The sequence below is a fragment of the Kitasatospora setae KM-6054 genome (genome assembly GCF_000269985.1).
Classification (GTDB): domain Bacteria; phylum Actinomycetota; class Actinomycetes; order Streptomycetales; family Streptomycetaceae; genus Kitasatospora; species Kitasatospora setae.
In genome coordinates this window covers 2,379,764-2,401,110 of record NC_016109.1, presented here as the reverse complement: position 1 = coordinate 2,401,110, position 21,347 = coordinate 2,379,764, and the positions used below count along the sequence as shown (strand labels likewise).

22 protein-coding genes and 1 riboswitch are annotated in these 21,347 nt (G+C 75.4%); of the genes, 12 read left to right on the top strand and 10 right to left on the bottom strand.

From position 1 onward, the window contains the following. Nucleotides 1–134 precede the first annotated feature (134 nt). Nucleotides 135–2,072, bottom strand: a complete 1,938-nt coding sequence (locus KSE_RS10615; RefSeq protein ID WP_014135298.1) for a phenazine-specific anthranilate synthase component I — start codon at nucleotides 2,070–2,072, stop codon at nucleotides 135–137. Between the two features lie 306 nt (nucleotides 2,073–2,378). Here KSE_RS10615 and KSE_RS10610 point away from each other — a divergent pair, with 306 nt between their 5' ends. After that, complete coding sequence (locus tag KSE_RS10610; protein WP_014135297.1) at nucleotides 2,379–3,710, top strand: class II 3-deoxy-7-phosphoheptulonate synthase; 1,332 nt, start codon at nucleotides 2,379–2,381, stop codon at nucleotides 3,708–3,710. A gap of 131 nt (nucleotides 3,711–3,841) precedes the next feature. Continuing rightward, a complete protein-coding gene (locus KSE_RS10605) occupies nucleotides 3,842–4,096 on the top strand; it encodes a (2Fe-2S)-binding protein (RefSeq protein ID WP_014135296.1) in 255 nt (84 codons plus the stop codon). Between the two features lie 30 nt (nucleotides 4,097–4,126). On the opposite strand, the gene bfr is transcribed toward KSE_RS10605, so the two are convergent. Continuing rightward, nucleotides 4,127–4,606 carry a bacterioferritin gene (bfr, locus tag KSE_RS10600; protein ID WP_014135295.1) on the bottom strand — a complete coding sequence of 160 codons (480 nt, stop codon included), beginning with the start codon at nucleotides 4,604–4,606 and terminating at the stop codon, nucleotides 4,127–4,129. A gap of 299 nt (nucleotides 4,607–4,905) precedes the next feature. Between bfr and KSE_RS10595 the strand changes: the two genes are divergently transcribed. Then, nucleotides 4,906–5,535, top strand: coding sequence for a sulfite oxidase-like oxidoreductase (locus tag KSE_RS10595; protein WP_014135294.1), 630 nt, complete (start codon nucleotides 4,906–4,908; stop codon nucleotides 5,533–5,535). Between the two features lie 25 nt (nucleotides 5,536–5,560). Here KSE_RS10595 and pknB read toward each other — a convergent pair whose 3' ends face one another. The 5 genes from pknB to thiO form a co-directional block, all read right to left on the bottom strand. Next, nucleotides 5,561–7,297: a Stk1 family PASTA domain-containing Ser/Thr kinase gene (gene pknB, locus KSE_RS10590; RefSeq protein WP_051055172.1), complete on the bottom strand. Its 1,737-nt coding sequence runs from the start codon at nucleotides 7,295–7,297 to the stop codon at nucleotides 5,561–5,563. Between the two features lie 82 nt (nucleotides 7,298–7,379). After that, nucleotides 7,380–7,694 carry a hypothetical protein gene (locus tag KSE_RS10585; protein WP_014135292.1) on the bottom strand — a complete coding sequence of 105 codons (315 nt, stop codon included), beginning with the start codon at nucleotides 7,692–7,694 and terminating at the stop codon, nucleotides 7,380–7,382. A 117-nt stretch (nucleotides 7,695–7,811) separates the two neighbouring features. After that, nucleotides 7,812–8,603 (bottom strand): thiazole synthase, encoded by a 792-nt coding sequence (locus KSE_RS10580; RefSeq protein WP_014135291.1) that lies wholly within the window; start codon nucleotides 8,601–8,603, stop codon nucleotides 7,812–7,814. Between the two features lie 3 nt (nucleotides 8,604–8,606). Continuing rightward, nucleotides 8,607–8,816: a sulfur carrier protein ThiS gene (gene thiS, locus KSE_RS10575; RefSeq protein ID WP_014135290.1), complete on the bottom strand. Its 210-nt coding sequence runs from the start codon at nucleotides 8,814–8,816 to the stop codon at nucleotides 8,607–8,609. Beyond that, a complete protein-coding gene (gene thiO / locus KSE_RS10570; RefSeq protein ID WP_148283084.1) occupies nucleotides 8,813–10,012 on the bottom strand; it encodes a glycine oxidase ThiO in 1,200 nt (399 codons plus the stop codon). The genes thiS and thiO overlap by 4 nt, the downstream gene beginning before the upstream one ends. Further along, nucleotides 9,980–10,093, bottom strand: a riboswitch (TPP riboswitch). Its footprint overlaps the gene before it by 33 nt. Before the next feature lie 91 nt (nucleotides 10,094–10,184). On the opposite strand from thiO, the gene KSE_RS10565 reads away from it, so the two are divergent. From KSE_RS10565 to KSE_RS10550, 4 genes are all read left to right on the top strand, one after another. Beyond that, complete coding sequence (locus tag KSE_RS10565) at nucleotides 10,185–11,390, top strand: NAD(P)/FAD-dependent oxidoreductase (RefSeq protein ID WP_014135288.1); 1,206 nt, start codon at nucleotides 10,185–10,187, stop codon at nucleotides 11,388–11,390. Nucleotides 11,391–11,407: 17 nt separating this feature from the next. Continuing rightward, a complete protein-coding gene (locus KSE_RS10560) occupies nucleotides 11,408–11,773 on the top strand; it encodes an Rv2175c family DNA-binding protein (protein WP_014135287.1) in 366 nt (121 codons plus the stop codon). Then, complete coding sequence (thiE, locus tag KSE_RS10555) at nucleotides 11,770–12,417, top strand: thiamine phosphate synthase (protein ID WP_014135286.1); 648 nt, start codon at nucleotides 11,770–11,772, stop codon at nucleotides 12,415–12,417. Before KSE_RS10560 ends, thiE begins: the two co-directional genes overlap by 4 nt. Before the next feature lie 269 nt (nucleotides 12,418–12,686). Continuing rightward, on the top strand, nucleotides 12,687–13,346 hold the full coding sequence (locus KSE_RS10550; protein WP_033258108.1) for a VanZ family protein: 660 nt from the start codon (nucleotides 12,687–12,689) through the stop codon (nucleotides 13,344–13,346). 28 nt (nucleotides 13,347–13,374) lie between these two features. On the opposite strand, the gene KSE_RS10545 is transcribed toward KSE_RS10550, so the two are convergent. Continuing rightward, entirely contained in the window at nucleotides 13,375–14,481 is a 1,107-nt protein-coding gene (locus KSE_RS10545; protein ID WP_014135284.1) for a polyprenyl synthetase family protein, read from the bottom strand. A gap of 171 nt (nucleotides 14,482–14,652) precedes the next feature. On the opposite strand from KSE_RS10545, the gene metF reads away from it, so the two are divergent. Both metF and KSE_RS38300 read left to right on the top strand, forming a co-directional pair. Continuing rightward, nucleotides 14,653–15,567: a methylenetetrahydrofolate reductase [NAD(P)H] gene (metF, locus tag KSE_RS10540; RefSeq protein WP_014135283.1), complete on the top strand. Its 915-nt coding sequence runs from the start codon at nucleotides 14,653–14,655 to the stop codon at nucleotides 15,565–15,567. A gap of 161 nt (nucleotides 15,568–15,728) precedes the next feature. Beyond that, nucleotides 15,729–16,445, top strand: coding sequence for a hypothetical protein (locus KSE_RS38300; RefSeq protein ID WP_014135282.1), 717 nt, complete (start codon nucleotides 15,729–15,731; stop codon nucleotides 16,443–16,445). 7 nt (nucleotides 16,446–16,452) lie between these two features. Here the strand turns inward: KSE_RS38300 and KSE_RS10530 are convergent, their stop codons facing one another. Both KSE_RS10530 and KSE_RS10525 read right to left on the bottom strand, forming a co-directional pair. Next, nucleotides 16,453–17,841 (bottom strand): phytoene desaturase family protein, encoded by a 1,389-nt coding sequence (locus tag KSE_RS10530; protein WP_014135281.1) that lies wholly within the window; start codon nucleotides 17,839–17,841, stop codon nucleotides 16,453–16,455. A gap of 290 nt (nucleotides 17,842–18,131) precedes the next feature. Further along, complete coding sequence (locus tag KSE_RS10525) at nucleotides 18,132–18,740, bottom strand: DUF4126 domain-containing protein (protein ID WP_014135280.1); 609 nt, start codon at nucleotides 18,738–18,740, stop codon at nucleotides 18,132–18,134. A 483-nt stretch (nucleotides 18,741–19,223) separates the two neighbouring features. On the opposite strand from KSE_RS10525, the gene KSE_RS10520 reads away from it, so the two are divergent. The 3 genes from KSE_RS10520 to KSE_RS10510 all read left to right on the top strand — a co-directional run bounded on the left by KSE_RS10520 (nucleotide 19,224) and on the right by KSE_RS10510 (nucleotide 21,223). Next, complete coding sequence (locus KSE_RS10520; protein ID WP_014135279.1) at nucleotides 19,224–19,709, top strand: SAV_6107 family HEPN domain-containing protein; 486 nt, start codon at nucleotides 19,224–19,226, stop codon at nucleotides 19,707–19,709. Between the two features lie 151 nt (nucleotides 19,710–19,860). Beyond that, nucleotides 19,861–20,613: a methyltransferase domain-containing protein gene (locus KSE_RS10515; RefSeq protein WP_033258106.1), complete on the top strand. Its 753-nt coding sequence runs from the start codon at nucleotides 19,861–19,863 to the stop codon at nucleotides 20,611–20,613. Nucleotides 20,614–20,845: 232 nt separating this feature from the next. Then, a complete protein-coding gene (locus KSE_RS10510; RefSeq protein WP_014135277.1) occupies nucleotides 20,846–21,223 on the top strand; it encodes a DUF3040 domain-containing protein in 378 nt (125 codons plus the stop codon). Nucleotides 21,224–21,347: the final 124 nt, after the last annotated feature.

Below are 21,347 nucleotides of genomic sequence, written 5' to 3'. Positions count from 1 at the left end.
GGGCGCGGGCGCGTTCGTCATGGGTCCCCCGACTGGTGTCCGCCGTGCAGCCCATGCCTACCAGTCAGGTCGGGAGGGGGTCCGGACTTCGCCGAAACGGCGCCCGGCCCGCCCACCGGCCCGGCACCCGGTGCTCAGCTCCGGACGGCCGTCGCGCTGCGCAGCAGTTCGGCGACGACGGCCACGCCGTCCCGGGTGAGCACCGACTCGGGGTGGAACTGCAGCCCGGCGAAGCCGGGTCCGCGCAGCGCGTGCACGTCGCCGGTGCGGGCGTCCCGGGAGAGTTCGACGCCCTGGGCGGCGAGCCGGGCGGCCCCGGCGTCGTCGCAGCGGGCGGTGAAGGTGTTGTAGAAGCCGACGGTCCTGGGGGTGCCGAACAGGTCGATCCGCTCCTGGGCGCCCTGGTAGGGCACCGCCTTGCGGGCCAGCGGGAGCCCCAGCTGGGCGGAGAGCAGCTGGTGGCCGAGGCAGACGGCGAGCAGCGGCGCGGTGCGCTCCCCGGCGCGGACCGCGGCCAGCGCGTCGGCGGCGACCGGCCGCAGCAGCGCCATCTTCGGGTCGTCCGGGTCGGCCGGGTCGCCGGGGCCGGGGCCGAGCAGCAGCGGTCCGCGGTGGGCGGCGGCCCGCTCGCGCAGGCCGGGGGCGTCGTAGCGGAGCACCGTGACGGTGTGGCCGAGCGAGCGCAGCAGGTGGGCGAGCATCGCGGTGAAGGTGTCCTCGCCGTCGACGACCAGGGTGTCGGCGCCGGGCAGCGGTTCGGCGGGCCGCTGCATCCGCAGCCAGAACGGGGCGAGTCCGGCCCGGCGGGCGTCGAGCGCGGCCTGCACCCGGTGGTCCTCGCCGAGCAGGGGCCGGGCGGCGTTCTGCTCGGCGGAGCGGGCCGGGCGGGCGCCGATCGCGGCCAGCACCCCGGCGGCCTTGGCGTGCGTCTCGGCGACCTCGGAGTGCGGGTCGGAGTGCCGGACCAGGGTGGCGCCGACCCGGACGACCAGCGAGCCGTCGGCGGGGTCGAGGTCGGCGGCGCGGATGCAGATCGGCGAGTCCAGCTGCCGGCCGCCGCTGGCCGAGCGGCCGATCAGCGCCAGCGCGCCGGAGTAGTAGCCGCGCCCGCCGCGCTCGTACCGGTCGATCACCCGGGTGGCGTTCTGCACCGGGCTGCCGGTGACGGTGGCGGCGAACATGGTCTCCCGCAGCACCTCGCGGACGTCCAGCGAGGTGCGGCCGCGCAGCTCGTACTCGGTGTGCGCGAGGTGCGACATCTCCTTCAGCCGGGGGCCGAGTACCTGCCCGCCGAGGTCGCCGACCGCGCACATCATCTTCAGCTCCTCGTCGACCACCATGGTGAGCTCCTCCAGCTCCTTGGGGTCGCGCAGGAACTCCAGCAGCGACTCGGCGGTGGGGCCGCCCGCCGGGTAGCGGTAGGTGCCGGAGATCGGGTTCATCACCACCGTGCCGCCGGACTGCCGGACGTGGACCTCGGGGGAGGCGCCGACCAGCACCCGGTCGCCGGTGTGCACCAGGAACGTCCAGTACGCGCCGCGCTCGTGCTCCAGCAGCCGGCGGAACAGGGTCAGCGCGGTGGCCGTCGAGTACCCGGCCAGCTCGGCCCGGAAGTCGCGCCGGATCACGAAGTTGGCGCCCTCGCCGCGCCCGATCTCGTCCCGGATCACCCGGCGGACGATCTCCGCGTACTCCTCGTCGTCGATGTCGAACGCGCCGCCGCGCAGCTCCACCGGCGCGTCCGGCAGCGCGGCCAGCACCTCGGCCAGCGGCAGCGCGTGCTGCTCGGTGACGGACAGCGCCCGCAGCGGGGTGCCGTCCTGCCGGGCCGCGAAGCCGCGCTCGCGGATCTGCGCGTACGGGACGAGGGCCAGCAGGTCGTGCCGCGGGCCGCCGTCCGGGACGCCCTCCGGCAGCGGGAGGTCGGCCAGCAGCTCGTGGTCGGAGACCGTGCCGGTCAGCAGCTCGACGGTGTCCGGGGCGAGCCGGGGCGCGCGGCGGTGCAGCAGGGCGAAGGCGGGGGCGCCGGGGGCGGTGAGCCGGGCGATCAGTTCGGCGGTGGTGGTGGTCACGACTGCGGTGGTCCTTCCGGGAGGTGGCTCTGCGGGGGTTCCGCCGCCTCCGGGAAGCCGTGACGCTGCGCACACACGCCGACGGCCGCCCCGGAGGGCGGCCGTCGTTCGTCGCTAGGGACGCGCGATCCGTGGGCCGCCCAACGGGCTGGCCCACCACCAGGAGAAGGTGTGCGTCGCGGTCACGCAGCAGACCATAGCCCACCGGCGGGCGGCCCGGTGCGGGAACGGCCGGGATGTCCACGCGCTGTCTCACCCACCGGGCGGCACCCCCGAAACGGTTGTCGCACCCCGTAGCCTTGCCCTGTGACCGTGACTAACCACTCCTGGCAGTCCCTGCCCGCGGCGCAGCAGCCTGAATGGCCGGACCAAGAGGCTCTGCGCAAGACCCTTGCGGAGCTCGCCTCCTATCCGCCCCTCGTCTTCGCCGGCGAGTGCGACCAGCTGCGCGCCCGGCTCGCGGCCGTCGCGCGTGGCGAGGCGTTCCTGCTCCAGGGCGGCGACTGCGCCGAGGCGTTCGACGCCGTGTCGGCCGACCACATCCGCAACAAGCTGAAGACCCTGCTCCAGATGGCCGCCGTGCTCACGTACGCCGCGTCCGTCCCGGTGGTGAAGGTCGGCCGGATCGCCGGCCAGTACTCCAAGCCGCGCTCGAAGGGCACCGAGACCCGCGACGGCGTGACCCTGCCGACCTACCGCGGCGACTCGGTCAACGGCTTCGAGTTCACCGCCGAGGCCCGGATCCCGGACCCGGAGCGCCTGAAGCGGATGTACAACGCCTCCGCGGCGACGCTCAACCTGGTGCGCGCCTTCACCACCGGCGGCTACGCCGACCTGCGCCAGGTGCACGCCTGGAACCAGGACTTCGTGCGCAACTCCCCGGCGGGGCAGCGCTACGAGCAGCTGGCCCGGGAGATCGACCAGGCGCTGGCCTTCATGAACGCCTGCGGGGTGGCCCCGGAGGAGTTCAAGACGGTCGAGTTCTTCTCCTCGCACGAGGCGCTGATCCTGGACTACGAGACGGCGCTGACCCGCACCGACTCGCGCACCGGCGAGCTGTACGACGTCTCCGGCCACATGGTCTGGATCGGCGAGCGCACCCGGCAGCTGGACCACGCGCACATCGAGTTCGCGTCCAAGATCCGCAACCCGATCGGCGTCAAGCTCGGCCCCACCACCACGGTGGACGAGGCGCTGACCCTGATCGACCGCCTCGACCCGGAGCGCGAGCCCGGCCGGCTCACCTTCATCACCCGGATGGGCGCGGGCAAGATCCGCGACCACCTGCCCACCCTGGTGGAGAAGGTCACCGCCTCCGGCGCCCAGGTCGTGTGGATCACCGACCCGATGCACGGCAACACCTACGAGGCGTCCAGCGGCCACAAGACCCGCAAGTTCGACGACGTGCTGGACGAGGTCCGGGGCTTCTTCGAGGTGCACCGCGCGCTCGGCACCCACCCGGGCGGCATCCACGTCGAGCTGACCGGTGACGACGTCACCGAGTGCGTCGGCGGCGGCGACGAGGTGCTGGTCGACGACCTGCACCAGCGCTACGAGACGGCCTGCGACCCGCGGCTCAACCGCAGCCAGTCGCTGGACCTGGCGTTCCTGGTCGCCGAGATGTACCGGGGCCAGTGAGGCCCGCGCGGTAGGTGTGACGAAGGCCCCTCCGGTTTCGGACGTTCCGAGACGGAGGGGCCTTCTTCGTGCCCGGAGCACCAGGTAAGGTAAGGCTCAGTAAACCGCAGCAATCGTGGAAGGGGCAGCACATGTACGTGTGCATGTGCCACGCGGTCACCGAGGCCCAGGTCAAGCAGAAGATCGACGAGGGGGCCAACACCCCCCGCCAGATAGCCCAGGGCTGCAAGGCCGGCACCGACTGCGGCTCCTGCGTGCGCCGGATCCAGGCGCTGCTCGGCGAGCACGGCGCCCGCCCCTGCCCCACCGCCCGGCTGGCCGAGCGCCTCGGCCTGGCCGACCCGGCCGCCGCCACCGCGGCCGTCACCGCCCCGCAGGCCGCCTGAGCCCCCGGCGTCCTGAGCCTTCCGGCGTCCTCAGCTCTCCGGCTGCTCGATCAGCTGCGCGATGTAGAGCGCCTCGCCGAGCTTGTCCAGCAGCTCCAGCTGGGTGTCCAGGTAGTCGATGTGGTGCTCCTCGTCCGCCAGGATCGACTCGAAGATGTTCGCCGAGGTGATGTCGTTCTTGGCGCGCATCACCACGATGCCGCGCTTGAGCCGGTCGATCGCCTCGACCTCGACCTGCCGGTCGGCCTCGAACATCTCCTTGACCGTCTGCCCGATCCGGACGTGGAACAGCCGCTGGTAGTTCGGCAGGCCGTCCAGGAAGAGGATCCGGTCGGTCAGCACCTCGGCGTGCTTCATCTCGTCGAAGGACTCGTGCCGGGTGTACTTGGCGAGCTTGGTCCAGCCGAAGTTCTCCTGCATCTTCGCGTGCAGGAAGTACTGGTTGATGGCGGTGAGTTCGGCGGTCAGCTGCTCGTTGAGGAACTCGATGACCTCGGGGTCGCCCTGCATGGCCTGCCTTCCTGGTGCGCATTCCGGTCGGTCTCCGGATGCCCCGCATCGTGGCAGCTGAACGGGTGCACTTCCAGTAAGTTCACGCTTACAGACGCGCCCCCCGGTGGTTTTCACGCCCCGTTCGCACCGCTCTGACCTGCGGCGATGTCCGATCGATTGGGCCATTCGGCGGTATCTGCATCGAACGCGCGCGCGTATTCGCCGGGTGTTGCCCCCCTCCGCCGGCCGGTATTTCCCCGGGGGCGTGCGGCGGGGGCGCGCGCGATTCGGCGTCCGCCGTCTGTCACCATGGGGGCATGGGTCAGCAGGAACCGGAACAGCAGCCGTCGACTGACCCGAGGCTCCCCCCGGGACAGCGGCCGCAGCGCGGCTGGCCCGTCCTGCACTACGGGCCGGTGCCCCGGTTCAAGCCGCAGAGCTGGGACTTCCAGGTGTTCGGGGCCACCGCCGACGCGGAGAAGGCCAGTTGGGACTTCGCGGCCTTCCACGCGCTGCCCAAGACCACCGTCCGCGGCGACTTCCACTGCGTCACCAAGTTCTCGATGCTCGGCAACGAGTGGGCCGGCGTCGCCGCCGCGACCGTCCTCGACCTCGTCCCGCCCGACCCGGGCGTCACCCACGTGATGGTGTGGGCCGAGTACGGCTACAGCGCCAACCTGCGGCTCGCCGACTTCGCCGACCCGGCCACCGTCTTCGCCACCCACCACGACGGCCGGCCGCTCACCCTGGAGCACGGCTTCCCGGTCCGGCTGGTGGTGCCCCACCTGTACGCCTGGAAGGGCCCCAAGTGGGTGCGCGCCGTCGAGTACATGCGGGCCGACCGGCGCGGCTTCTGGGAGGAGCGCGGCTACCACAACCTCGCCGACCCCTGGCGGGAGCAGCGCTACTCGTACCAGGAGCTGCCCGGCGACGGGCCGCTGCGCTGAACCCGCGGGCGCGGCACCGGAGCGGCTAGAACAGGCTGACCGCGATCGTCACCGTGCTGCCCTGCCGGGCCGGGGTGCCGGCCGCGGGGGACTGGCCGGTGACCTTGCCGAGCGGCAGCAGGCCGGTGACCTGCGGGACGAAGCCGGCCGCGGTCAGGGCGGCCGAGGCGTCCTCCTTGCTCAGGCCGCCGACGTCCGGGACGAGGTGCATCCCCTTGGAGACGGTCAGCGCCACCGGCGCGTTCGGGGCCAGGCTGCTGCCCGCCGCCGGGGCGGTGGAGATCACCGAGCCCTTCGGCACGGTGTCGCTGAACTCCTCGCCGCTGGTGCCCGCGGTCAGCCGGGCGTCGCCGAGCGCCTTCCGGGCGTCCGCCAGCGGGCGGCCGGTGACGTCCGGCACCTGGAGCCGCTCCGGGCCGCGCGAGAGCAGCACCTTCACCGAGTCGCTCTTGCGGACCTTCGCGCCGACCCCCGGGTCGGTCGAGATGACCTGCCCGGCCTGCACCGACTCGCTGTACTGCTCGGTGAACGCGCCGTGCAGGCCCTGCTTGTCGAGCGTCGCGGCGGCCTGCTCCCGGCTCTGCCCGAGCACGCTCGGCACCGTCGCGTACACCGCGCTGGACAGCGCGTACGTGATGCCGCCGACCACCAGCAGCAGCGCGACCAGCGCCGCCGACCAGATCAGCGGGCGGCGGCCGTAGCCCGAGCGGCGGGCCCGGCCGGGCAGGCCGCGCGGCGGGTCGTCGTTCACCGCCGGGCGCACCGGCGGCAGCAGTTCCGGCGGGACCTCCAGCACGCTGGTGCGGTCCATCGGGTGCGCGGTCTCGATCACGGCGGTGGCCTCGCCCGGGTTGTGCACCGGGGTGGGCCGGGTCGAGGCGGGCGGCTCCGCGTCCAGCCGGGCCGGGGGCAGCGAGCGGCGGGCCCGCTGCACGGCGGCCAGCAGCTCCACCGCGTCCCACGGCCGGGCCTCCGGGTCGCGGGCGGTCGCCGCCGCGACTATCGCGTCCAGCTCCGGGCCGACCGCGGGCGCGGTCCGGGACGGCGCCGGGACGTCCTCGTGCAGGTGCCGGTACATCACCTGGGCGGCGTGCTCCCCGGTGTGCGGCCTGGTGCCGGTCAGCATCTCGTACAGCAGGATGCCCGCCGCGTAGACGTCGACCCGCTGGTCGGTGTCCTCCTGGCGGATCTGCTCCGGGGCCAGGTACGAGACGGTGCCCAGCAGTTGGCCGGTCCCGGTGGCCGAGGTGGCCGCCGAGTCGGTGCCCGCCAGCACCCGGACCAGGCCGAAGTCGGCGACCTTCACCAGGCCGGTGTCGGTGATCAGCACGTTCTCCGGCTTGACGTCCCGGTGCACCAGCCCGGCCCGGTGCGCGGTGCCGAGCGCCGCCAGCACCGGCTCCAGCACGTCCAGCGCGGCCCGCACCGAGAGCGCGCCGCGGTCGCGCAGCAGGTCGCGCAGGGTGCGGCCGGGCACGTACTCCATGGCCATGAACACGCCGCGCGGATCGGCGCCCTGGTCCAGCACGTTGACCACGTTCGGGTGGGCGAGCCGGGCCACCGCCTTCGCCTCCCGGATGAAGCGCGCCGTGAACTCCCCGTCCGCCGCCAGCGCCGGGTGCATCACCTTCAGCGCCACGGCCCGGTCCAGCCGGGTGTCGGTGCCCCGGTAGACGGTCGACATGCCGCCGACCGCGATCCGCTGCTCGACGCGGTAGCGGCCGTCCAGCAGCGCGCCGTACAGGGGATCGTCGAGGGTCATGTCCACCCGAGGGAGTCTAGGGGTTCGGTGTCGGAGCGGGCCCGTCGGCGGGCCGGTCGACAGGTCGGTCGGCAGGGGGGCGCTACGGCTCGGAGCGCCAGAGCAGGAACAGCAGCACGAGCACCAGGAGGAGGTTCGTGACCAGGGCGCCCACCCCCGCCCGGTACAGCCGGACCGAGGCCGACGCGTTCGGGCGCCCGGTGGCCGCGCCGAACAGCGCCCCGAGCAGCACCAGGAACATCGGCACCGCCACGAGGGGCACGCCCACGGTCAGCAGCCAGCCGTCGAACAGCACCACCGGCCCGCAGGTCAGCACCGCGCCCGGCACGTTCGTCCGGCGCGCCCCCGCCCCGGGCCCGTCCGCCCCGTGCCCGTCGTGCCCGTCCGCCCCCGTCATCAGCCCCCCCTGGTTCCCCGTACGGCGTTGCCATGGTGGCAGCCGCCCCCGGCCCGGGCGCGGTCGCGGGCCGAACCGTTCCAGAACCGGGACACGGGGGCGGGTGGGGCGGGCGGGTCAGAACGCCGGGCGTTCGCGGGTGTCGGCCAGGCCGGCGGTGGGGGAGGACGCCTCGGCGTAGTAGCGGCGGGGGATCCGGCCGGCCCGGTGGGCGAGGCGGCCGGCCTCGACCGCCCGGCGCATCGCGCCGGCCATCAGCACCGGGTCCTGGGCGCGGGTCACGGCGGACGCCAGCATGACGGCCGAGCAGCCCAGCTCCATCGCCAGCGCGACGTCGCTCGCGGTGCCCGCGCCCGCGTCCAGCACCACCGGGACGTTCGCGGCCTCCACGATCAGCTGGAAGTTGTGCGGGTTGCGGATGCCCAGGCCGGAGCCGATCGGCGAGCCCAGCGGCATGATCGCCGCGCAGCCGACGTCCTCCAGCTTGCGGGCCAGCACCGGGTCGTCGTTGGTGTACGGCAGCACGGTGAAGCCGTCGTCGACCAGCGTCTCGGCGGCGTCCAGCAGTTCGATCGGGTCGGGCAGCAGGGTCCGCTCGTCGGCGATCACCTCCAGCTTCACCCAGTCGGTGCCGAGCGCCTCGCGGGCCAGCCGGGCGGTCAGCACCGCCTCGCCCGCCGTGTAGCAGCCGGCCGTGTTCGGCAGCACCCGGATGCCGTTGCGGGACAGCACCTCCAGGACCGAACCCTGGGTGGCGGTGTTCACCCGGCGCATCGCGACCGTGGTCAGCTCGGTGCCGGACTCCCGCAGCGCCTGCTCCAGCACCTCCAGGCTGGGGGCGCCGCCGGTGCCCATGATCAGCCGGGAGCCGAAGGACGTGCCGGCGATCACCAGTTCGTCGTCAGCCATGGTTCAGCCTCCTTGGACGGCGGTCAGGATCTCGACCCGGTCGCCCTCGCCGAGCGCGGTGGCGGGCCACGAACTGCGCGGCACCACCGCCTCGTTGACGGCGGCTGCGACGCCGGTGTTGGCGGCCGACACCTCGGCGACCACCACGTCCAGCGTGGTGGCGGCGGGCAGGGTGCGCGGCTCGCCGTTGACGGTCAGGGCGATGGTGTTCATGCGGGGACCTTGGGGGCGAAGCGGTCAGGGGTGAAGTCGCTTGCCAGCGGCGGGAGTTCGCCGGTGGCCAGGTAGTCGGCGAGCAGGTCGGCGGTGACCGGGGTGAGCAGCACGCCGTTGCGGTAGTGCCCGGTCGCGGCGGCCAGGTCGGCCAGCGCGGTCGGGCCGAGCAGCGGCGCGTTGTCGGGCGAGCCGGGGCGCAGCCCCGCGCCGGTCTCCACCAGCGGCAACTCGGTGATGCCGGGCACCAGTTCGTGCGCGTCCCGGAGCAGCTCGTAGACGCCGCCCGCGGTGACCGTGGTGTCGTGCCCCAACTCCTCGGTGGTCGCGCCGACCACCAGCTCGCCGTCCGCCCGCGGCACCAGGTACAGGTGCTGCCCGCGCACCACCGCCCGCACGTTCCGGGACAGGAACGGCCCGTGCGCGGTCGGCATCCGCAGCCGCAGCACCTGGCCCTTCACCGGGCGGACGGCCGGCAGCACCCCGTCCGGCAGGCCCGGCAGCAGGTGGCTGCGCGAACCGGCGGCCAGCACCGTGCGCCCCGCCGCCACCCGCTCGCCGGTCGACAGCCGGACGCCCGCCGCCCGGCCGTCCTCGACCAGCAGCTCGACGGCCTCCGCCCGGTGGAACACCACGCCCGCCAGCGCGCAGGCCGCGACCAGCGCGGCGGCCAGCCGGCGGCCGTCCACCTGGTGGTCGTCGGCGACGTGCAGGCCGCCCCGGACGCCCGGCGCCAGCATCGGCTCCAGCCGGCGGCACTCCCGGCCGGTCAGCCACGTGGACGCCAGGCCCAGCCGGCCGTGGAAGGCGTGCAGCTCGCGCAGCTCCTCGCGGTCGTCGGAGTCCAGCGCGACCGCCAGCGTGCCGGTCGCCCGGTAGCCGGTGTCCAGGCCGGTCAGCTCGGTCAGTTCGGCGGCGAACGCCGCGTACCGCTCGTTCGAGGCCATCCCCAGCCGCAGCAACGGCTCCTCGCCGTACTGCAGTTCGGTGACCGGGGCGAGCATGCCCGCCGCGACCCGGGCCGCGCCGCCGCCCGGATCCGGGTCGGCCACCGCGACCGCCAGGCCGCGCTGCGCCGCCCGCCAGGCGACGCCCAGCCCGATGATGCCCCCGCCGACCACCAGCACGTCAGGCGCGTGCCCTGCCCCGGGCGCGTGGAAAGCTGCCACAGCCGCTGATGCTCCCTTCGCCGGCATGACCCGGATCAGGTTCGGACGGTCGCGGGCCGCCACAGCCCGCCTCTCAGCCCGGTGCGCCGGGCTCCCGTGATGACGTACGTAGGTTGTTGAACCACCCCCACCATAACGCCGCCCCGACCCCGCCCAGAAGGCGCGTACGCGGGGTGGACGCCGACCGCGCCCCGATAGGGTGGACGCCGTGGCTGAACTGAGCGGAACGGACCGGGTCGTCGTGGTCGGCGCGGGCATGGCGGGCGCCCAGACCGCCCTCAACCTGCGGCAGGGCGGCTGGCACGGCCCGCTCGCCCTGGTCGGCGCCGAACTCCACCTCCCCTACGACCGGCCCCCGCTCTCCAAGGACGTGCTGCTCGGCAAGGCCGACGCCACCGCCTTCGAGATCGACTGGCACCACCTCGGCGTCGACCTGCTCACCGGCCGCCGCGCCACCGGCCTCGCCGACGGCGTCCTGCACACCGACCGCGGCGAACTCCCGTACGACGCCCTGGTGATCGCCACCGGCGCCGAGGCCCGCACCCTCCCCGGCCTGCCCGGCGCCCGCACCCTGCGCACCGTCGACGACGCCCACGCGCTGCGCGCCGCGCTCACCCCCGGCCGCCGGATCGTGCTGGTCGGCGCGGGCTGGATCGGCGCCGAGACCGCCACCGTCGCCCGCGAACTCGGCTGCCACGTCACCGTGGTGGAAGCCGCCGCCGCCCCGCTGGCCGGCGCCCTGCCCGCCGAACTCGGCGCCCTGATGGCCGACTGGTACGCCGCCGCCGGCGTCGACCTGCGCTGCGGCACCGCCGTCGCGGGCGCCGCCGACGGCGGCGTGCTGCTCACCGACGGCACCCACCTGCCCGCCGACGAGGTCGTCGTCGGCATCGGCGGCCGCCCCGCCACCGACTGGCTGCGCGGCGGCCCGCTCGCCCTCGACCCCGACGGCACGGTCCCGGTCGACGACCGGCTGCGCACCGCGCTGCCCGGCGTCCTCGCCGCCGGCGACTGCGCCTCCTACCCGTCCGCCCGGGCCGGCGCCCGGCTCGCCGTCCAGCACTGGGACCACGCCCTGCACTCCGGCGCCGCCGCCGCGGCCGCGCTGCTCGGCACCCTCGACGGCCCGTACGACCCCGTCCCGTACTTCTGGTCCGAGCAGTTCGGCCGGATGGTCCAGTACGCCGGCCGGCACGCGGGCGCCGACCACCTGCTGTGGCGCGGCTCCCCGTCCGGACCCGGCTGGACGGTGCTCTGGCTGCGCGACGGCGCCCTCACCGCGCTGCTCGCCGTCGACCGGCCGCGCGACCTCGCCCAGGGCCGCCGGCTGATCGAACGCGGCACCCCGGTCGACCCCGCCCGGGCCGCCGACCCGGCCGTCCAGTTGAAGGCCGCGGCCCGGTAGCGCCTAGGCTGGGGACCGTGAGCGAGATTGATCCCAAGATTGACGCCCTGGTCCCCGCCTGGCTGTACCTGCCCGACATCTCGGAGCGGTGGGGCGTGGTGATCACCGAGGTCCGCGACATGGTGCGCAACCGCAGCCTGCTGGCCGTCCGCCGGGGACCCAACAAGTCCCTCCAGGTCCCCGCCGACTTCATCGAGGACGACGGCCCGGTCAAGCACCTGGTCAGCACCCTCACGGTGCTGCGCGACTCCGGCTTCTCCGACCAGGAGATCCTGGAGTGGATGTTCACCGAGGACGACTCGCTGCCCGGCAGCCCGATCCAGGCCCTGCGCGAGAACCGCGGCACCGAGGTCAAGCGCCGCGCCCAGGCCCTGGCCCTGTGACGGCCGCGCCCACCGCCCGGCAGCGCCTGGCCGACGCCCGGCTCTACCTCTGCACCGACGCCCGCCGCGAACAGGGCGACCTGCCCGAGTTCCTGGACGCGGTGCTCGGCGCCGGCGTCGACGTCGTCCAGCTCCGCGACAAGGGCCTGGAAGCCCGGCAGGAGCTGGAACACCTGGAGGTCTTCGCCGACGCCGCCCGCCGCCACGGCAAGCTGCTCGCCGTCAACGACCGCGCCGACGTCGCGTACGGGGCCCGCCCCGACGTGCTGCACCTCGGCCAGGACGACCTCCCGGTCGCCGTCGCCCGCCGCATCCTCGGCGACGACGTGCTGATCGGCCGCTCCTGCCACGCCGAGAGCGAGGTCGACACCGCGCTCACCGAACCCGGCGTCGACTACTTCTGCACCGGCCCGGTCTGGCCCACCCCGACCAAGCCCGGCCGGCCCGCCCCCGGCCTCGACCTGGTCCGGTACGCCGCGGCGCGGCGGCCCGAACGCCCCTGGTTCGCCATCGGCGGCATCGACCAGGACAACCTCCAGCAGGTCCTCGACGCCGGCGCCACCCGCATCGTCGTCGTCCGCGCCCTCACCGCCGCCGAGGACCCCGCCGCCGCGGCCGCCGCCCTCGCGGCCCGCCTCCGCTAGGCCCTCCGGCCCCGCGGCGCCCCGGCCCGCGCGAGGACACGCCGGAACACCCGCGCTCCGCGCCCCGTGCGCGGCGCGGGGAAGCGCGCGAGGGCGGAAGGGCAGTCGGGCGGGTCCTGGTGCGGGGAGGTCGGTGCCCCGGCCGGGGGCCTGGCGGTGCGCGCGGTCGGCCTCCGTGCTTCGCGCCCTCGGCCGGGCAGGCCCGGCTCGGGAGCGGCTCCGCCCCCCGGCCGGGAACCGCGGGGGCGCGGTGCGTACTCCGTGCAGGCATGGATTCCCTCGTGCCCGCCCGCCGGACCCGGCGGTTCGTGCTGTTCGTCCCGGTGCTGCTCGGCGCGGCCGTTCTCGCTTTCGTCGCGCAGCGCCCGCTGGGCCGGCGCGCCGGGTGGGACGGCTGGGTGGGGACGGTCAACGGCGTCGTGTTCCTGGCCGCCGTCGCGCTGCCGGTGGCGGCCGCGGCGGTGTGGTGGCTGGCGCGCCGCCGCCGGGTGGCCGGTGCGGGGCCGGGGTGGGCGCGGCGTTCGGCGCTGGCCGACGTCGGGATGGTGTACGGGACGCTGCCGTGGGTCTGGATGATCCTGCTGCCGGGCGTCGACCCGGGCGGCCCGCGCCGCCGGGTGAACCTGGTGCCGCTGCACGACCTCGCCGAGGTGGTCGCGGCCGGGCCGCCGGCCACCGCGGTGGCGCAGATCGGCGGCAACCTGCTGGTGTTCGCCGCGTTCGGCTTCCTCGCCCCGCTGCGGTTCGCCGCGCTGGCCTCGGGGTGGCGGGTGCTGGCGCTGGGCTCGGCGGGTTCGGTGCTGGTGGAGACCGCCCAGTACGTGCTGCGGCTGGACCGGGTCTCCTCGGTCGACGACGTCCTGTTGAACGCCGGCGGCGCCGCCCTCGCGGCGCTGGCCTCCCGCCGCTGGTGGCGGCGGACGGCCTGACGCGGCCTTCTTCCGGTCAGTCTTCCGGTCAGTACTTGCGGACCGTCGCGGCGTCCGCGAGCGCCCGCAGCACCTCGCGGGTGGGTCCGTCGGCGACCGGGGCCGCGGCGAGGGCGGCGAGGGCCTCGGCGAGCAGGGCCTCGATCCGGTCCTCGACGGTGGAGGGGGCGCCGCTGAGGGTGATCAGGTCGCGGAGTTCGGCGATCTGCCCGGCGTCCAGGTCGGGGGCGCCGAGCCGGGTGTCGAGGTGGGCGGCGTCGGCGGGGGAGAGGCCGCGCATGGCGTGGGCGACGAGCAGGGTGCGCTTGCCCTCACGGAGGTCGTCGCCGGCCGGCTTGCCGGTGACCGCCGGGTCGCCGAAGACGCCGAGCAGGTCGTCGCGGAGCTGGAACGCCTCGCCGAGCGGCAGGCCGAAGCCGCCGAGGGCGTCGACCAGGTCGGGTCCGGCGCCCGCGAGCAGCGCGCCGACCTGCAGCGGCCGCTCGATGGTGTACTTCGCGGACTTGTAGTGCAGCACCGTCCGGGCCCGGTCGAGCGCGTCCGCGTCGGTGGAGTCGCCCGCGACGGGCTCCAGCACGTCCAGGTACTGGCCGAGCATCACCTCGGTGCGCATCAGGTCGAACACCGGCTTCGCGGAGGACACCGCGCCGGTCGGCAGCCCGGAGCACTGGAACAGCTCGTCGCACCAGATCAGCAGCAGGTCGCCGAGCAGTACCGCGGCGGACGCCCCGTACTGCTCGCGGTCGCCGCGCCAGCCGCCCGCCCGGTGCAGGTTCTCGAAGCGGCGGTGGACGGCGGGCAGGCCGCGGCGGGTGTCGCTGCGGTCCATCAGGTCGTCGTGCACCAGGGCGCTGGCCTGCAGCAGCTCCAGCGCGGCCGCCGCCCGTTCGATGCCGGGCTCGTCCGGGCCGCCGCCGGCCGCCCGCCAGCCCCAGTAGCAGAACGCCGGGCGCAGCCGCTTGCCGCCGTCCAGCAGGAAGTCGCGCAGCGCGTCGGAGACCGGTCCGAGCTGGTCGGAGATCCCGGAGAGCAGGGCCGTCCGCTCGGCCATGAACTCGCCGAGCGTGCGGTTCACGCGCTCGCGCACGTCCTCCGCGTCGACGGGGTTGCGGGGAAGGCGGATGGAGGAGGGCACCTGAGACTCCGGATCGAGGGGGCTGACAGTCAGATTAACGCGCCCGGTCGGGTCCCCCGTTCCACCCGCCCGCCGGGCCGCCCGGGCGGGAACGGCCGAAAATCTCAAGCGGCGTCTCAATGGTTGGACCAGGTTTGTCCGGCTCGCGCCGCCGACGGCTAACCTGCCTGCATGGCACTCGGCATTCCCTCCACCAGAAGCGACCGCGCGCAGACCGTGCGCGACCTGCTGGCGGCAGGCGACCGCTCCTTCTCCTTCGAGTTCATGCCGCCGCGCGGCGAAGTCGGCGAGCGCAAGCTCTGGGACGCGATCCGCCGGGTCGAGTCGCTGGAGCCGAACTTCGTCTGCATGACGTACGGCGCGGGCGGCTCCTCGCGCGGCCGCACCGTCGACCTGGTCGGCCGGATCGCCACCGAGACCACCCTGACCCCGGTCGCCCACCTCACCGCGGTCGACCACTCGACCGCCGAACTGCGCAACATCATCGGCCAGTACGCCGACCAGAACGTGCGCAACGTGCTGGCCGTGCGCGGCGACCCGCCCGGCGACCCGATGGGCGAGTGGGTCCGGCACCCCGAGGGCGTCACGTACGCCGCCGAGCTGGTCGAACTGATCAAGGGCATCGGCGACTTCTGCGTCGGCGTCGCCGCGTTCCCGCAGATGCACCCCCGCTCGGTCAGCTGGGACGAGGACATCCGGCACTTCGTCGCCAAGTGCCGGGCCGGCGCGGACTACGCGATCACCCAGATGTTCTTCGAGGTCGAGGACTACCTCCGGCTGCGCGACCGGGTCGCCGCGGCCGGCTGCGAGACGCCGATCATCCCGGAGATCATGCCGGTCACCAACATCCGCCAGCTGGTGCGCTTCCCGCAGCTCTCCGGCTCCGACTTCCCGCCCGAGTTCCGCCGCCGCCTCGAAGCCGCCGCCGACGACCCGGCCGCGGTCCGCGCGGTCGGCCTGGAGCACGCCACCACGATGGCCGAGCGGCTCCTCGCGGAGGGCGCCCCCGGCCTGCACTTCATCACGCTCAACCACTCGACCTCGACGCTGGAGATCTACCAGAACCTGGGCCTCCACACCCGCTGACCCGCTCCGGCCGAGCCGCGCGCCCGGCCCCCGGCTGCCCGTCCGGGCAGGCTTGTGCGGGGGTCTCGGGGAGGTCCGGTCCGGGATGCGGTGGTGTTCGCCCGGAGGCTGTACAGTCGCCCGCAACCGCGCGGTGATGGTGGCGTCTGGAGGTTGCGGGGATGAGCGTCGGATACCTGCTCCTCTATGGCGCGCTGGCCCTGGTCGGGCTCTGGCTGACCGCCGAACTGCTGCTCCAGCACCGGGCCGCGCTGCACTGGCGGGCGCTCGCGCTGGCGGGTTTCCTGGGCGTCGTGGCCGGGATGCGGATGTCCTCGCTGCCGGTGATAGCGGCGGGCGCCGCCGGGTTCGGGCTCGGCCAGCTGATGGTGACGGGCTCGGTGCGGCGCGGCCGCCCGGTGGGCTGGTCGCTGCGCCGGGCGGACGGCCGGCTGCCCGGCCCGCTGGCGAAGGTCCCGCTGCTGGCGGCGGCCACCGGCGGGGCGGCCGCCGCCGCCGTGGAGCCGGAGCCGGTGGAGCCGGTCGGCGAGGTCGGGCCGGTCGAGGACGAGTCGGCGCCGCCGTTCGCGGAGCAGCCCTTCGCCTACGAGGAGTTCCAGCAGCTCGACGCGGGCGTCTACGCCGAGGAGCAGCCCGCCTACCAGGTCCCGCAGCAGCCGCAGTACGGCTACGCCCAGCAGGACCACGGCTACCAGCAGCAGCAACAGCACTACGCCCAGCCGCAGTTGCAGCTGATCGGCTACGACCAGTACGGGCAGCCGGTCTACCAGGACCCGTACACCCAGCAGCAGTACCAGCAGCCGTACGTCCCGCAGCAGCAGCAACCCCAGCCGCAGCCCCAGCAGGACCAGAACTGGTACTACCAGCAGCAGTACTGACGCACCGTCAGGCCGGGCCGAGCAGCCCGGCGGTGATCGAGGCGGACATCCCGACCCGGGCCAGCCCGCCGCCCGGGTGGGCGTGCGCGCCGATCAGGTAGAGGCCCTCGGGGCCGGGCCGGTTGGCCTGGGCGAGGTGGCCGCCGGCCAGCGAAGGCGGCGGGACGGAGGCGGTCAGTCGGGTCTCCCGCCAGCGCAGCCGGGGGCGCAGGTCGAGGCCGGCGGCGGCCAGGTGGGCGAGCAACTCCCCGGCGTACGCGTCCTGTTCGGCGGCGCTGAGGGCGAGCCGGGCGGGCACGGTGACGGTCAGCACGGCGGCCTCCGCGTCCGGTCCGGGGACGAGCGACGGGTCGTCCGGACGCAGCACCTGCACGGTGGGGCGGTCCGGCAGCACGCCGTCGGCGAAGACCGCGCGGGCCTCGGCCGCGCCGTCCGCCGCGTGCACGACGGTGCGGTGCGCGGTGCCCGCCGGACGGGCGCCGTCCAGCGCGAGCAGCACGGTGAACCGGCCCGGCGCGGGCGCGGCGGGCTCGGCCGCGCCCAGCCCGGGGACGGCGGACAGCACCGCGTCCGCCGCCAGCACGCCCTCGTCGGTGCGGACGCCCACCACCCGCTCGCCGTCCCGCTCCAGGGCCCGCACCGGGGTGTCGAAGCGGAACTCCACGCCGCGCTCGCCGCAGCGCGCGAACACCGCGTCGGCGAGCGCCCGCAGGCCGCCGTCCACGTACCAGACGCCGAACGACTGCTCCATGTACGGCAGCACCGTCGCCGAGGCGGGCGCGCCCAGCGGGTCCAGGCCGTAGCGCAGCGCGTACTCGCCCAGCAGCGCCGCCGGACCGGGCCCGCCGCCCAGCTCGCGGGCCACGTCGCCCAGGGTGTGCCGCCCGCGCGGCAGCAGCCGGGACAGGCCGCGGCGCGGCGGCACCGGGTACGGGTCGGCCGGGTCGACGGCCGGCCGCGGCTCCTCCAGCAGCGGCCGCCGGGTCGCCTCCCACACCGCGCGGCCCCGGTTCAGCAGCTCGCCCCAGCGCGCGCCGGCGCCCGCCCCGAACGCGGCGTCCAGCGCCTGCCCGACCCCGCCCCGCGAGGCGTTCGGCAGCAGCAGCTCCGTCCCGTCCGGGAACAGGTGCCGGCTCTCCGGATCGACCGGCCGCAGCCCGATCAGCCGCTCCAACGGCTCCCGCCCGGTCTTCAGCGCCAGGTCCCGGTACACGGCGGGCAGCGCCAGCAGCCCCGGCCCGGTGTCGAACCCGAACCCCTCCCGCCGGTACGCCCCCAGCTGCCCCCCGTACGTGCCGGCCGCCTCCAGCACCGTCACCCGGTGCCCGAGCGTGCCCAACCGGGAGGCGGCCGCCAGACCGCCCATGCCTGCGCCGACGACGATGATCCGAGCCATGGCAGAAGATCCTATGCGCCCCCGCACCCCGGCCCCACGCCGCGCCCCGCCCCTCCCGCCCCGCCCCCGGCGGAGCCGGGCCGTCGCGGTCGGCGCCCCCGGCGGGCGCCGTCGTGCCTCTGCCGCGCTGGGCGCGCGCTTGAGCCTGCCTGGCGGCGCGGCGCCCCGCGTCGGGCGGTCGGTGGCGGCCTGGCGTCCGGGTCCGGTCCGGTGCCGCCCCCGGCGGAGCCGGGCCGTCGCGGTCGGCACTTCCGGGCCCGGCCGCTGCGCCGCGTCCCCGCGCGGCGTGCTCAGGCCGGGGCGGCCGCCCCCGTGCGGCGCCGGGCGCGGCGCTCCTTGCGGCGGAGCCAGAAGCGGCGGATCCGGGAGACCGCGAACCAGGCGAGCAGCAGGCCGAGGGCCAGCAGGACGGCGGCGGCGGAGGCGGCCAGCCAGGGGTGGAAGAGCGCCAGGGTGACCAGGCCCGCGACGGAGAGGTCCTCGGCGAGGCTGACCAGGATGTTGGAGGCCGGTTCGGGCGAGGTGTTCACCGCCATCCGCAGGCCCGCCTTGACGCCGTGGCTGAGCAGGGCGGTCGTGCCGCCGACCGCCCCGGCCGCGACCTCGCCGAGCGAGCCGGGGTCGTGCGCGGCGAGCAGGGCGCCGACGGTCGCCCCGGCGACCGGGCGGACGAAGGTGTGCACCGCGTCCCAGGCGCTGTCCACGTACGGGATCTTGTCGAGGACCGCCTCGCACAGGAACAGCACCCCGGCGGCGACCAGCACGTCCGTGCGCCCCAGCACCGGCGGCACGGTCTCCGCCCCGCCGAAGCGGCCGAACAGGCCCAGCAGCAGGACCACGGCGTACGCGTTGACGCCGCTCGCCCAGCCGCTGGTGAAGATCAGTGGAACGGCCCCCACGGCGGCCCCCTCCCGTACGCCCCCAGCCCGGACCTCGGACGGGACGCGGCCACCGTACCCGGCCCGGCCGACCTCCGGCGGGCCTGAGTACGCGTACTCAGACCACCGGTTGAGTACCCGGGCGGATACCCGGCGCCCCCGCCCGGCGGGCAGAGTAGTGCGCACCGGGAAGGCCGCCGCCGGGCGGAGCCACCCGGAGCGTTCCGGGGCGGTCGTCGAACCCGGGGGGATTCGGCGGACCATGCCGCGTCCGGAACGCGAACCAACGGCCGGAGCGAGGGGGCCGGGCACCGCCGACACGGGGCGGCGGAGCCCGACCCCCTCCCCCTGGGGGGGAACCCGGGACGGCCGTGGGGGACGACGGAACGGGGTCGGGGGGCCCCGCGGGGTGGGGGACCCCGAGTTGTCAGACCCCCCGTTCACGATGGATGCATGCGCGGACCGACCGGTCCGGGCAAGGTCCGGAGTGAACGGGGGAGACCCATGACCATCAGTCGTCCTGAGCCTGTCGCCCGCCCTGCCGTCGATCAACCCACCCTGCCGGCCACCCGCGGCGCCGACGTCCACCCGGTGCTGCGCCGGGGCTCGGCCCCGCCCGCGGCGCTCGAACTGCTCCGCCACGCGCACCGCACCCTGGTGTACGCCCGCGGCCGACAGGACCCGCTGGAGCGGTACGCCACCGCCCACCTCGCCGCGCTGCGCGCCACCGCCGCCGTGCTGGCCGTTCGCGGCCGCCCGGTGCGCGGCCCGCGCCGCCGCCAGGCGATCCGCCCGGCCTGGGAGCTGCTGCCCGAGGTCGCTCCCGAACTCGCCGAGTGGGCCGCCTACTTCGCGGCCGGCGCGCGCCGCCGGGCCGCCGCCGAGGCCGGCATCACCGGCGCCGCCGGCGAGCGCGACGCGGACGACCTGATCCGCAACACCGCCCTGTACCTGCGGATCGTGGAGCGGATCCTGGCCCTGCACCCCTGAGCCCCGCCGCCGAGCCGCCCGGTGCTGCGCCGCACCTCAGCCGCACCTCAGCCGCACCTCGGCCGCGCCTCGGCCGCACCCCGGCCGCCCCGCCCCGGCGGATAAGGTGGAGGTGTCCCGCCGTGGAAGACCTGCCAAGAGGGGTGCCGCCTTGTATCCGACTCGTCCCCGCAGTGCGTTGCGTACCGCCGTGGTGTGGGAGGTGGTGCGGGCGGCGCTGGAGCGGCGCTCGGCCGAGCTCGGACGGCCGGTGCTGGAGGTCGTCGACACCGGCGGCGGCACCGGCAACTTCGCCGTGCCGGTGGCCCGGCTGGGCCACCGGGTCACCGTGGTCGACCCCAGCCCGGACGCGCTGTTCGCGCTGGAGCGCCGGGCCGCCGAGGCCGGTGTCACCGAGCTGGTCCGGGCCGTCCAGGGCGACGCCCAGACGCTGCCCGAGCTGGTCCCGGCCGGATCGGTCGACGCGGTGCTCTGCCACGGCGTCCTGGAGGTCGTCGACGACCCGGCCGAGGCGCTCGGCAACCTGGTCGGCACCCTCGGCAAGGGCGGGCTGGTCAGCCTGCTCGCCGCCAACCGCAACGGCGCCGTGCTGGCCCGCGCGGTGGCCGGCCAGTTCACCGAGGCCCGCACCGCGCTGGACGCCGCCGACGGCCGCTGGGGCCCCGGCGACCCGATGCCCCGCCGCTTCACCGGCGAGCAGCTGGACGCGCTGACCGCCGACGCCGGGCTGAAGGTCACCTCCGTGCACGGCATCCGGGTCTTCGCCGACCTCGTCCCCGGCGTCCTGGTCGACACCGAGCCGGGCGCCCTCGACGCCCTGCTCAAGCTGGAGCTCGCCGCCGCCGAGCAGCCCGCCTTCCACGCCGTCGCCACCCAGCTCCACCTGCTGGCCGAGGCCCACTGAATCCTCCCGGCGGGGGCACCAAGCGGGCCCCCCGCTCGTTGCAGGGGTGCGGGCCGCCGACGCGGCGGCCCGAGCCACGCCTGATTGACCACGCCGAACCGCGGCCGTGGACCGTATGATCTGGGTAAAGCCGGTAAGCATGACGGCCAGACCGGTGGGGCATATGGACCACACAGGCCCGAGCCAGGGGTGGCGGACCGGTCGCCCCGCGACCGACGAGTAGGAGGACTCCGTGCCGCTCTCGGAGCACGAGCAGCGACTGCTCGAGCAGATGGAGCGAGCGCTGTACGCCGAAGATCCCAAGTTCGCGTCAGCGCTCGAGGGAACCGGCCTGCACACCTACACGCGTCGGCGGGTCTACCTGGCCGTGGCGGGTTTCGTGGCGGGCATCGCGCTGCTCATGGGGGGCCTGGTCGCCCAGGTCATCTGGGTCAGCGTGGTCGGGTTCCTGGTGATGCTCGGCTGCGCCGTCCTCGCGGTCACCGCGTGGCGTCGCGGCCCGGCCGGACACGGCCCACGGCAGGCGGCAGCGCCACGCCGGAAGACCGGTGTCGTCGATCGAATGGAACAGCGCTGGCAGCGCCGCCGCGACGAGCAGAGCGGCCTGTAGCACCGACCGGGACGGCACCCTGCGGGGCGAGCGGCCCACCAGACGCGATCCGCCCGGCGAGGGAGACCCTCGCCGGGCGGATCTTTTGTCGCGGCCGCCGCCGCGCCCGTGGCTGCCGCCGCTG